The organism is Paludicola sp. MB14-C6 (genome assembly GCF_030908625.1).
In the GTDB taxonomy this organism is placed as follows: Bacteria; Bacillota; Clostridia; order Oscillospirales; family Ruminococcaceae; genus Paludihabitans.
The window spans coordinates 2,063,453-2,076,284 of record NZ_CP133133.1 but is presented as its reverse complement, the minus strand read 5'-3'; the positions used below and the strand labels follow the sequence as shown (position 1 = coordinate 2,076,284).

The window sequence follows — 12,832 nt, the reverse complement described above, 5'->3', positions numbered from 1 at the left end:
CGAATTTGCAAGTTTTAAATTGTTATATTGCACAATAATTCTTTTGATTTTACAAAAAATTGAAATATGTGTTTCAAAGGTACTCATTTTTCATGATTTTGTTTTGCTATGAAGCACACATGTAATTACATTGTGTACTTTGTATATTTTTATAAAATATATTTGGTAGTATTTACATATTTACGATACTTGAAATTTGATTATGAACTTTTCAATTTTAGATATTGCATTTTCGCTACGATAATCAACAAATCTTAATGTATAAATTCTGTATATGTACTCCTTTTATGCATTTTCAATGCAACTATCAAAAAAGCACTCAGATTTTGCAATCTGAGTGCTTTTGAAAAAACTAGGAACTAGTCTTTTAATGCTTTTACAACAACGCCTGAACCTACTGTACGGCCACCTTCACGAATAGCAAAACGTAGACCTTCTTCGATAGCGATAGGAGTAATCAATTCAACATTGATTTCAACGTTATCGCCAGGCATAGCCATTTCAACACCTTCTGGTAACTCGATAATACCAGTTACGTCAGTTGTTCTGAAATAGAATTGTGGACGGTAGTTTTTGAAGAATGGAGTATGACGTCCGCCTTCTTCTTTTTTAAGAACGTAGATTTGACCTACGAATTTAGTTAGTGGGTGAATAGAACCTGGTTTAGCTAATACTTGACCACGTTCGATGTCAGCTCTTTGAACACCACGAAGTAGAGCACCGATATTATCGCCTGCTTCAGCATAATCTAGGATTTTGCGGAACATTTCGATACCAGTAACAACTGTTTTAGCTCTTTCGTCAGTTAGACCAAGAATCTCAACTTCATCACCAGTTTTTAATTGACCTCTTTCAACTCTACCAGTAGCAACAGTACCACGACCAGTAATTGTGAATACGTCCTCAACAGGCATTAAGAAAGGTAGATCAGCTTTACGCTCAGGAGTTGGAATCCAAGAGTCAACAGCATCCATTAGCTCTAAAATTGGAGCATATGCAGCGTTAGTAACATCGTTTGGAGCTTCTAGAGCTTGTAGAGCAGAACCTTTGATGATAGGAGTATCATCGCCTGGGAACTCATATTCATTTAGAAGATCACGGATTTCCATTTCTACTAAGTCTAGTAGTTCTGGGTCATCAACTTGGTCAGCTTTGTTCATGAATACAACGATGTAAGGAACACCTACTTGGCGAGATAGAAGAATATGCTCACGAGTTTGTGGCATAGGTCCGTCTGCAGCAGATACAACTAGGATAGCGCCGTCCATTTGAGCAGCACCAGTGATCATGTTTTTAACATAGTCAGCATGGCCAGGGCAGTCAACGTGAGCGTAGTGACGGTTGTCAGTTTCGTACTCAACGTGAGCAGTATTAATAGTAATACCACGTTCTCTTTCTTCTGGAGCACCGTCGATTTGGTCGTATGCTCTGAATTCAGCTTTACCTTGTAAACCTAAAGTTTTAGTGATAGCAGCAGTTAAAGTAGTTTTACCATGGTCAACGTGACCAATTGTACCAATATTAACGTGTGGCTTGGTACGTTCGAATTTAGCTTTTGCCATTGGAATTTCCTCCTTATATTTGTGGATAGAATAGTAGTCTATATGACTAATATTCTACCACGTAAATTTTATTTTTCAAGTGTTTTTAAAAAATTAGTCGTTCTTTGATCTAGAACTCATGATTTTTTCAGAAATAGATTTTGGAACTTCGATATAATGACTTGGTTCCATAGAATATTGTCCACGGCCTTGAGATTTAGAGCGAAGTGCGTTTGAGTAACCAAACATCTCAGAAAGTGGAACAAATGCATTGATTTGTTGTGCACCAGGTCTTGCTTCCATACCTTGAATTTGACCACGGCGAGAGTTTAAGTCACCAATGATATCGCCCATGTAGTCTTCAGGAACAATTACAACAACTTTCATAATTGGTTCCAAAATAACTGGATCAGCTTTTCTCATTGCTTCTTTAAACGCCATAGAACCGGCAATTTTAAATGCCATTTCTGAGGAGTCAACCTCATGGTAAGAACCGTCGAATAATGTTACTTTACAGTCAACAACTTCGTATCCAGCAAGAACACCAGATTGCATAGCACCTTTGATACCTGCATCAACAGCTGGGATGTATTCTTTCGGAATTGCACCACCAACAACTTTGTTGATGAACTCATAGCCTTTACCAGATTCATTAGGTTCAACGATAATTTTAACATGACCGTATTGACCTTTACCACCTGATTGGCGAGAATATTTATGGTCAACAGTTGCTTCTTTTCTAATTGTTTCTTTATAAGAAACTTGAGGAGCACCAACGTTTGCTTCTACTTTGAATTCACGAAGTAATCTATCTACGATGATTTCAAGGTGAAGCTCACCCATACCAGCGATAATAGTTTGACCTGTTTCTTCATCAGTATAAGTTCTGAATGTTGGGTCTTCTTCAGCTAGTTTTGCTAAACCGATACCCATTTTTTCTTGACCAGCTTTTGTTTTTGGCTCAATTGCCAATTGAATAACTGGTTCTGGGAATTCCATTGACTCAAGAATTACAGGATGTTTTGGGTCACATAATGTGTCACCAGTTGTAGTTGTTTTCAAACCAACAGCAGCAGCAATATCACCAGCGTAAACTGTTTCGATATCTTGACGAGAGTTTGCGTGCATTTGTAGAATACGGCCCATTCTCTCTTGCTTATCTTTTGTTGAGTTTAATACAGAACTACCAGCATCAATTGTTCCAGAGTATACACGGAAGAAACATAGCTTTCCAACAAATGGGTCAGTTGCAATTTTAAATGCTAAAGCTGCAAATGGCTCGCTGTCAGAAGAAGGCTTTGTAACTTCTTCGTCAGTTTCCGGATTGATACCTTTGATGTCATCAACATCGGTTGGAGCTGGCATAAAGTCAACTACTGCATCCAATAATTTTTGAACGCCCTTATTTCTATAAGAAGTACCACAAACAACAGGAACAATAGTATTTGCTAATGTACCTTTACGAAGACAAGTTTTGATTTCTTCAGTAGTGATTTCTTCACCATCTAGATATTTCATCATAACTTCTTCATCTTGCTCTGCAACTGCTTCTAATAATTTTGCACGATATTCTTCAGCAAGTTCACGCATGTCTTCAGGAATTTCTTCCACACGCATATCCTTACCCATTTCATCGTAATAAATGTCTGCATTCATTTCAACTAGGTCAATCACGCCTCTGAAAGTTTCTTCAGCACCGATTGGTAATTGAATTGGAACTGCATTACATTTTAATCTGTCATGCATCATCTTTACAACATTAAAGAAGTCAGCTCCCATAATGTCCATCTTGTTCACGTAAGCCATTCTAGGCACGCGATATTTATCTGCTTGACGCCATACTGTTTCAGATTGAGGCTCAACGCCGCCTTTTGCACAGAATACAGTAACGGAACCGTCAAGAACTCTTAGAGAACGTTCTACTTCTACTGTGAAGTCAACGTGCCCAGGAGTGTCGATAATATTGATTCTATGGCCTTTCCAGAATGCAGTAGTAGCAGCTGAAGTAATTGTAATACCTCTTTCTTGCTCTTGTGCCATCCAGTCCATTGTTGCAGCACCCTCATGGGTTTCACCAATCTTATGAGTTTTACCTGTGTAATACAGGATACGCTCAGTAGTTGTTGTTTTACCTGCGTCAATGTGAGCCATTATACCAATGTTACGAGTAAGCTCAAGTGATACTTCTCTTGGCATAATATCCTCCTAAAATTCTCGAATATATAATTTATCTTTAATTTAGTATGTCCTAAATTATTACTACCATCTGTAGTGTGCAAATGCTTTGTTAGCTTCAGCCATTTTGTGTGTATCTTCACGTTTTTTGCAAGCTGCACCTGAGCCATTCATAGCATCAAGTAATTCCCCTGCTAAACGTTCTTTCATTGTTCTTTCGCCACGGCTTCTTGCATAAGTTGTTAACCAACGTAAGCCTAAAGTTTGACGTCTTTCAGGACGTACTTCCATCGGTACTTGGTATGTTGCACCACCTACACGACGAGCTTTAACTTCTAATACAGGCATTATATTCTCTAGAGCTGCTTCAAACACCTCTAACGCATCTTTACCTGATTTCTCAGCAATGATTTCAAATGCACCGTATACAATCTTTTGTGCAACACCCTTTTTACCATCTAGCATAATGCTGTTGATAAGACGAGTAACTTGCTTTGATTTGTAAAGTGGATCTGGCAAAACATCACGTTTTGCGATATTACCTCTTCTTGGCACTTTACTTCCCTCCTTCACATAATGAATTCATAGGTACTCGAAAGTATAGAATCTCCCGCTTGACCAATGCAGAGGCTAATTATATATAAAAGCCGCTACATATGGGCATGAATTATCTTCATCTCATAGGGATCTTATTACTTTTTAGCCCCTGCTTTTGGACGTTTTGTTCCGTATTTAGAACGAGATTGGTTTCTGTTGTTTACACCTTGTGCATCAAGGGTACCACGTACAATATGGTAACGAACACCAGGTAAGTCTTTAATACGACCACCACGAATTAAGACAACGCTATGTTCTTGTAAGTTATGACCGATACCTGGGATATAAGCAGAAACTTCGTATCCATTTGTAAGTCTTACTCTGGCAACTTTTCTAAGAGCTGAGTTAGGCTTTTTAGGAGTCATCGTTCTAACTGTAGTACAAACACCACGTTTTTGTGGAGAACTTTGTTCACTATAAGCTTTTTTCATTGTATTGAAAGTTTCTTGTAGTGCAGGCGCACCTGATTTCTTCTCATTCACTTGTCTACCTTTACGTACTAACTGATTAAATGTTGGCATATCGCTCCTCCTTCTTTCAAATTTTTTCAAATAAAAATATTTGATAAATCTATATTGGGAGGTTTGACGTTGTCAAACCTCCAAAATAGCTACACAAGTTTAGAATGTTACTTTATTTTAAAATCATTCATAAAACAAAGCAAATTTTCTCAACCTATTTAATTTAACATTTTTCCACATACTTTGTCAATAGTTATTTTTGACAAGAATATAGCTTGTTTTGTCGATTATTCTGCTGATACGATTGTTTCTTGTTGTTGAAACTCAATATCCATATCATCTTGAGAGTCATCAGTTTGTGGCTCTTCTTGTACTTTTACGACTTCTACATTTCTATAGCAATTCATGCCAGTACCTGCTGGAACCAATTTACCGATAATTACGTTTTCTTTCAAGCCTAATAATGGGTCAACCTTACCTTTTATAGCAGCTTCGGTTAATACTCTAGTTGTTTCTTGGAATGAAGCAGCAGATAAGAAGCTGTCAGTTGCAAGAGAAGCCTTTGTAATACCAAGTAATACAGCTGAATATTCACAAAGTTTTAAGCCAATTTCGCCGGCATCCATTCTTGCTTGAATTGCACGATTTGCAGTTTCTACTTCACTTCTATCAGCTAAAGCTCCTGGAAGTAAATCAGAGCTTCCTGCATCGGATACTCGAACTTTACGCATCATTTGACGAACGATAACCTCGATATGCTTATCGTTGATATCAACACCTTGCATACGGTAAACCTTTTGAACCTCACTATTTAAATAGTTTTGAACTTCTTGTTCACCTTTAACAGCAAGAACATCATGTGGGTTAACAGAACCTTCTGTCATAGCCTCACCTTTTTGAATTGTATCGCCATCAACAACTTTAATTCTATAACCATATGGAATTGGGTAATCACGTTCTTCTCCATCGAAGTTTGTAACGAAAATGTGACGAGTACGTTTGATTTCTTCAATACGAACTCTACCATCAATTTCAGCAATAACTGCTGAGTTCTTTGGTTTTCTTCCTTCAAACAACTCTTCGATTCTTGGAAGACCTTGTGTAATATCTTCTGCAGATGCAATACCACCAGTATGGAACGTACGCATTGTCAACTGAGTACCAGGCTCACCAATTGATTGAGCAGCAATAACACCTACTGCCTCACCAATTGCAACCGGATTACCAGTAGCAAGGTTAGAACCATAACATTTTGTACAAACACCTTGTTTGGATTCACAAGTAAGAATAGAACGAATTCGAATATTGGTAACGCCTGCATTGATAAGCTTTTTCGCATCATATGCGCCCATTAGCTTATCTTTAGATACAAGCACTTCACCGGTTTTTTCATCTACATAATCTTCCACTAGATAACGTCCGATTAAACGGTCTTCTAATGGCTCAATCATTTCTTTTCCTTCTGTGATTGCATAAACTTCAATACCATTATGCGTTCCACAATCATCTTGTCGGATAATAACGTCTTGAGAAACGTCAACCAAACGACGAGTCAAGTAACCTGAGTCAGCAGTTCTAAGAGCGGTATCAGCAAGACCTTTTCTCGCACCACGAGAAGAAATGAAGTATTCCAAGATATTCAAGCCTTCACGATAGTTTGCACGAATTGGTACTTCAATTGTTGTACCAGATGTGTTGGCAATCAATCCACGCATACCAGCAAGCTGTCTAATCTGATTGATACTACCACGAGCTCCAGAGTCAGCCATCATAAAAATTGGATTGTAATTATCCAAGTTTTCTTGAAGTGCAACTGTAACTAGGTTTGTTGTTTTATCCCAAGTTTTCAATACTAACTTTGTTCGCTCTTCATTTGAGATAAGACCCATTTGGAATTGGTCGTTAATATCTTCAATAGCAGCTTCTGCTTCAGCTAGATATTGTTTCTTTTGTGGAGGAATTGTAGCATCACATACCGCAACAGTAATTGCACCTTTTGTTGAGAACTTAAAGCCCAATGCTTTTACTTTATCTAAAACTTCTGCAGTTTTTGCAGTACCATGAACACGAATACAACGATCAATAATATCGCCGAGTTGTTTTTTCTTAACTAAGAAATCAACTTCTAAAGCAAATTGGTTTTCGTTATTAGAACGATCTACATAGCCTAAATCTTGAGGAATTGTTTGGTTAAAGATTACACGACCAATTGTTGTATCAATAATTTTGCTAACCTTAGTATCACCAATTTGTTTGCTTAAGCGAATTTTTACTTTTGCATGAAGACTAATAACACCTTCGTTATAAGCCATCAAAGCTTCATTCACATCTTTGAAGATTTTGCCTTCGCCTTTTTCACCATCTTTTTGCAATGTTAGATAGTAAGAACCAAGAACCATGTCTTGTGTTGGAACTGCAACAGGGCGTCCATCAGAAGGTTTTAAGATATTGTTTGCTGCAAGCATTAGAAAACGTGCTTCGGCTTGTGCTTCAGCAGATAGAGGAACGTGAACAGCCATTTGGTCACCGTCGAAGTCAGCGTTGTAAGCTGTACATACAAGTGGGTGAAGTTTTAGTGCTCTACCTTCTACTAATACTGGTTCGAAAGCTTGAATACCAAGTCTATGAAGCGTTGGCGCACGGTTTAATAGTACCGGGTGATCTTTAATTACGATTTCAAGAGCATCCCAAACTTCTTCTCTTGCACGCTCAACCATCTTTCTAGCACTCTTAATATTGTTGGATTGACCTGTTTCTACTAAACGTTTCATTACGAATGGTTTAAACAACTCAAGAGCCATTTCTTTTGGTAAACCACATTGGTACATTTTTAGTTCAGGACCTACAACGATAACAGAACGTCCTGAATAGTCAACACGTTTACCTAGTAGGTTTTGACGGAAACGACCTTGTTTACCTTTTAGCATATCAGAAAGAGATTTTAATGGACGATTGTTTGGTCCTGTTACAGGACGGCCACGTCTGCCATTATCAATCAATGCATCTACTGCTTCTTGTAACATACGTTTTTCATTACGAACAATAATGTCAGGAGCAGATAGCTCTAACAATCTTTTCAAACGATTGTTTCTGTTGATTACTCTTCTATAAAGATCATTCAAATCAGAAGTAGCGAAACGGCCACCATCTAATTGAACCATTGGACGAATATCTGGTGGAATTACAGGAACTACATCAAGTATCATCCACTCAGGACGGTTGCCTGAAGTTCTGAATGCTTCAACAACTTCAAGACGTTTTAAATAACGAACACGTTTTTGACCTGTTGCAGTTTCTAAAGCTTCTTTTAGCTCTTCGCTTAATTTTGGTAAATCAAGTTCTACTAAAAGCTCTTTAACAGCCTCAGCACCCATTCCTGCTCTAAAATCTTCGTCATATTTTTCACGCATATCCATATGCTCAAGCTCTGTTAAAAGTTGACCTTTTTCCAATGGAGTTGAACCTGGATCAATTACGATATATTTTGCAAAATAGATTACTTCTTCTAGTCTTCTAGGAGAAATATCTAATAATAATCCCATACGAGAAGGGATACCTTTAAAGTACCAGATATGTGACACAGGAGCTGCAAGCTCAATGTGTCCCATTCTTTCACGTCTTACCTTTGCACGGGTAACTTCTACACCACATTTATCACATACTTTGCCTTTGAAACGTAGTCTTTTATATTTACCGCAATGACATTCCCAGTCTTTTTGTGGACCAAAAATTCTTTCGCAGAAAAGGCCGTCACGCTCTGGTTTTAAAGTACGATAGTTTATCGTTTCTGGTTTTTTTACTTCGCCATAAGACCATTCTCTCACTTGTTCAGGAGAGGCTAGCCCTATTTTTATAGACTCAAATACGTTAAATTCCATATTTAGACCCCTTTTCTATTAAAATAGTTCTGTGTCTGAATCATCCTCAAAGTCGCTATCAGAATCTGAATCTGAATCCAAATCAAAATCGTAATCATCATCTTCAAATTCAACTTCTTCAACAGAATAACCTTCAAAATCGGAATCTTCAACATACTCAGAATCATCAATAACAGGTTGTAACCCTGCATCATCATCTTCGAATGAGTTTTTCAAATCGATTTCCAAGTTATCTTTATCAAGCACTTTGACATCTAAGCCCAGTGATTGAAGCTCTTTAATCAATACTTTAAATGACTCAGGGATACCAGGTTTTGGAACATTTTGACCTTTAACAATAGCTTCATAGGTCTTAACACGTCCTTCAACGTCATCTGATTTAACTGTTAAGATTTCTTGTAGAGTGTAAGCCGCACCATAAGCTTCAAGTGCCCAAACCTCCATCTCACCAAATCTTTGACCACCAAATTGCGCTTTACCACCAAGAGGTTGTTGCGTAACAAGTGAGTAAGGACCAGTAGAACGAGCATGGATTTTATCATCAACAAGGTGATGAAGTTTGAGGTAATACATATAACCTACAGTTACAGGATTATCAAATAATTCTCCGGTACGTCCATCATAAAGAATTGTTTTACCATCATCTCTTAAGCCAGCAGCTTTTAGACAATCACGAATATCATCCTCATGAGCACCATCGAATACCGGTGTCATCATCTTAAAGCCTAATGCAGCAGCTGCACGACCTAAGTGAACTTCAAGTACCTGACCGATGTTCATACGAGAAGGTACGCCTAGAGGGTTCAAAACGATATCTAGTGGAGTACCATCTGGTAAGAATGGCATATCTTCTTGAGGTAGAATACGGGAAACAACACCCTTATTACCATGACGACCCGCCATTTTGTCTCCAACAGAGATTTTTCTCTTTTGAGCAATATAGCAACGAACAACTTTATTAACTCCAGGGCTTAATTCATCACAGTTTTCTCTTGTAAATACTTTTACGTCTACGATAATACCACATTCACCATGAGGAACCTTTAAGGAAGTATCTCTTACTTCTCTTGCTTTTTCACCGAAGATTGCTCTTAATAGGCGTTCTTCAGCAGTAAGTTCAGTTTCACCCTTTGGTGTAACCTTACCTACTAAAATATCGCCGGCTCTTACTTCAGCACCGATACGAATAATACCGTTTTCATCAAGATCTTTTAAGGCATCCTCACCAACGTTTGGAATATCTCTTGTAATCTCTTCTGGGCCTAATTTTGTATCACGTGCTTCTGTTTCATATTCTTCGATATGGATAGAAGTATATACATCATCACGAACTAACTTTTCATTGATTAAAACCGCATCCTCGTAGTTATAACCTTCCCAAGTCATAAATCCGATTAACGCATTTTTACCTAAGCTGATTTCACCGTTACAAGTTGCAGGTCCATCTGCTAATACGTCACCTGCTTTAATTGCTTGACCTTTTACAACGATAGGACGTTGGTTTGTACAAGTACCTTGGTTAGAACGTTTGAATTTTGTAACCTTGTAAACTTGAAGCTTGTTATTTTCATCTTTAATTACAACTTCATCAGCAGAAACTCTTTCAACAATACCATTGTGTTTAGAAACAACAACTACGCCTGAATCAACAGCCGCTTTATATTCCATACCGGTTCCTACATAAGGAGATTCGGTTTTTAATAGAGGAACAGCCTGACGTTGCATGTTTGCACCCATCAATGCACGGTTTGCGTCATCATTTTCTAAGAATGGAATCATTGCTGTCGCAACAGATACAACCATCTTAGGAGAAACGTCCATGTAGTCTACTGCTTCACGGTCAGTTTCCAAGATTTCATCTCTATAACGAGCATTAACTCTTTTTCTTGCAAAAGTGCCTTCTTCAGTTAATGGCTCATTCGCTTGGGCTACAACAAAGCTATCTTCGATATCAGCAGTCATATACTCTACTTCATCTAATACTTTACCTGTTGCTTTATCTACTTTACGATATGGAGCTTCAATGAAACCATATTCATTTAATCGAGCAAAAGAAGCAAGATAAGAAATCAAACCGATGTTTGGACCTTCGGGGGTCTCAATTGGACACATTCTTCCATAATGGCTATAGTGAACGTCACGAACTTCGAATCCGGCTCTGTCTCGAGAAAGACCACCAGGACCTAATGCTGATAAACGACGTTTATGAGTTAACTCTGCCAATGGGTTTGTTTGATCCATGAATTGAGAAAGTGGAGAAGAACCAAAGAATTCTTTAATAGAAGCTACAACAGGACGAATGTTAATTAACGCTTGAGGAGTAATAACATCCATGTCTTGTGCTTGTAAAGTCATTCTTTCACGAATCACTCTTTCCATTCTAGAGAAACCAATTCTAAATTGATTTTGTAGCAATTCGCCTACAGTACGAATACGACGATTACCTAAATGGTCAATATCATCAACAGTACCAATATTGTAAACTAAATTGTTCATGTAGTTAATAGAAGCAAAGATATCGTCTTTAATGATGTGTTTCGGAATTAACTCGTTAATTCTTTCTTTTACCATTTGAATTTGCTCTTCAACAGAAGAAGCTTTTTCTAAGATATCTTTTAATACTTTAAAACGTACTAGTTCGTAAACACCACATTCTTCTTTGTCAATACTTTCGATAAAGTCCGTAATTTCAACCATTCCGTTTGAAATTACTTTAACAACTTTTTCGCCTTCCATTACAGACAAGTAAACAGTATCTACACCAGCTCTTTGAATTTCGTTTGCCTTTTCACGAGTAATTTTCTCGTTTGTTTCAGCAATTACTTCACCGGTTAATTCATTGATTACCGGCTCAGCAAGAATATGGCCTACTAAGCGATGCTCCATAGCAAGTTTTTTATTATATTTATATCTACCAACCTTAGATAGGTCATAGCGATGTTCATCAAATAATAAAGGAACAATGTGCTTCACAGCACTTTCAATTGTTGGTGGTTCGCCTGGACGAAGTTTACGATATACTTCTAATAAAGCTTCCTCACCATTTTTAGTAGCATCTTTATTTGTAATAGTAGTAGTTAATCTATCATCTTCGCCAAAAATACCAACGATTTCGCTATCGCTGCCTACTGCAGTTGTTAAGCCTAAAGTATAGTCTTGTGCAATATCTTCAGAATTTACATCATCACGCACTTTTAATAATGCACGAATCAATGCAGTAATCGGAATTTTTCTGTTTTTATCGATACGAACATAGAAAAAGTCATTGGAGTCTGTTTCATATTCCAACCATGCACCACGGTTTGGGATAATAGTTGATGCATACAGCTTTTTACCTGTTTTATCATAGGAATCACTGAAATACACACCTGGTGAACGCACTAATTGAGATACAATAACACGTTCTGCACCATTGATAACGAAAGTACCACTCTCAGTCATTAATGGGAAGTCACCCATAAAGATTTCTTGCTCTTTTACTTCTCCAGTTTCCTTATTTAAAAGGCGAGCAGTCACTCTTAAAGGTGCCGCATATGTTACGTCTCTCTCTTTACACTCAGCCACTGAGTATTTTGGTTCGTCATCTAAACGATAACCCACAAAGTCCAAAACTAAGTTTCCTGTGTAATCGCTAATAGCAGCTACATCAGCAAATACTTCTTTAAGTCCTTGTGTTAAAAACCAATCATATGAGTTCTTTTGTACTTCGATGAGGTTAGGCATTTCTAATACTTCATCAATTTTCGCAAAACTCAAACGCTCGTTTGTGCCAAGTTGAACTAGTTTGGCGTTTACCCCTGGAACAGGTCTGACATTTGCCATAGGCTTATCACTCCAATCATATATTTAACCACAGAAAACCATAAGAAATCCTGAACAATAAATTCATAAAATTTATTGCTCTGTAATACATTTAAATAAAAGAAGAAACCCTATTTAAATTTTCCATATATGTCCTCTGTAGGATATGTAGAATTTTAAATGGATTTTACAAAAAAATTCTACAGATTTGTATTGCTTTTTTATATCAAGTATGATATACTCTACATAAAGTAGGTATAAAACTCCATTTTGATACAGTATATCATTATATAATGTTTTTGACTGCTTGTCAAGTATCTATGTAAAAAAGTTTAAAAAAATTATTATATGCAAAATCCCCCTCTTTATTATGAGGGGG

The 12,832-nt window shown here is 37.4% G+C and carries 6 protein-coding genes; all 6 read right to left on the bottom strand.

The genetic code is table 11. The features are described 5' to 3' along the window. Positions 1 to 359: 359 nt before the first annotated feature. The gene (gene tuf / locus RBG61_RS09950; protein WP_307943110.1) at positions 360 to 1,562 is read right to left on the bottom strand and encodes an elongation factor Tu; all 1,203 of its coding nucleotides are present in this window, start codon (positions 1,560 to 1,562) and stop codon (positions 360 to 362) included. 93 nt (positions 1,563 to 1,655) lie between these two features. After that, positions 1,656 to 3,737: an elongation factor G gene (gene fusA, locus RBG61_RS09945; protein WP_307943108.1), complete on the bottom strand. Its 2,082-nt coding sequence runs from the start codon at positions 3,735 to 3,737 to the stop codon at positions 1,656 to 1,658. Positions 3,738 to 3,800: 63 nt separating this feature from the next. After that, a complete protein-coding gene (gene rpsG, locus RBG61_RS09940) occupies positions 3,801 to 4,271 on the bottom strand; it encodes a 30S ribosomal protein S7 (RefSeq protein ID WP_307943107.1) in 471 nt (156 codons plus the stop codon). Positions 4,272 to 4,408: 137 nt separating this feature from the next. Beyond that, entirely contained in the window at positions 4,409 to 4,834 is a 426-nt protein-coding gene (gene rpsL, locus RBG61_RS09935) for a 30S ribosomal protein S12 (RefSeq protein WP_307943105.1), read from the bottom strand. 227 nt (positions 4,835 to 5,061) lie between these two features. Beyond that, positions 5,062 to 8,652, bottom strand: coding sequence for a DNA-directed RNA polymerase subunit beta' (gene rpoC / locus RBG61_RS09930; protein WP_307943103.1), 3,591 nt, complete (start codon positions 8,650 to 8,652; stop codon positions 5,062 to 5,064). Positions 8,653 to 8,670: 18 nt separating this feature from the next. Continuing rightward, positions 8,671 to 12,474 carry a DNA-directed RNA polymerase subunit beta gene (gene rpoB, locus RBG61_RS09925; protein ID WP_307943101.1) on the bottom strand — a complete coding sequence of 1,268 codons (3,804 nt, stop codon included), beginning with the start codon at positions 12,472 to 12,474 and terminating at the stop codon, positions 8,671 to 8,673. Positions 12,475 to 12,832: the final 358 nt, after the last annotated feature.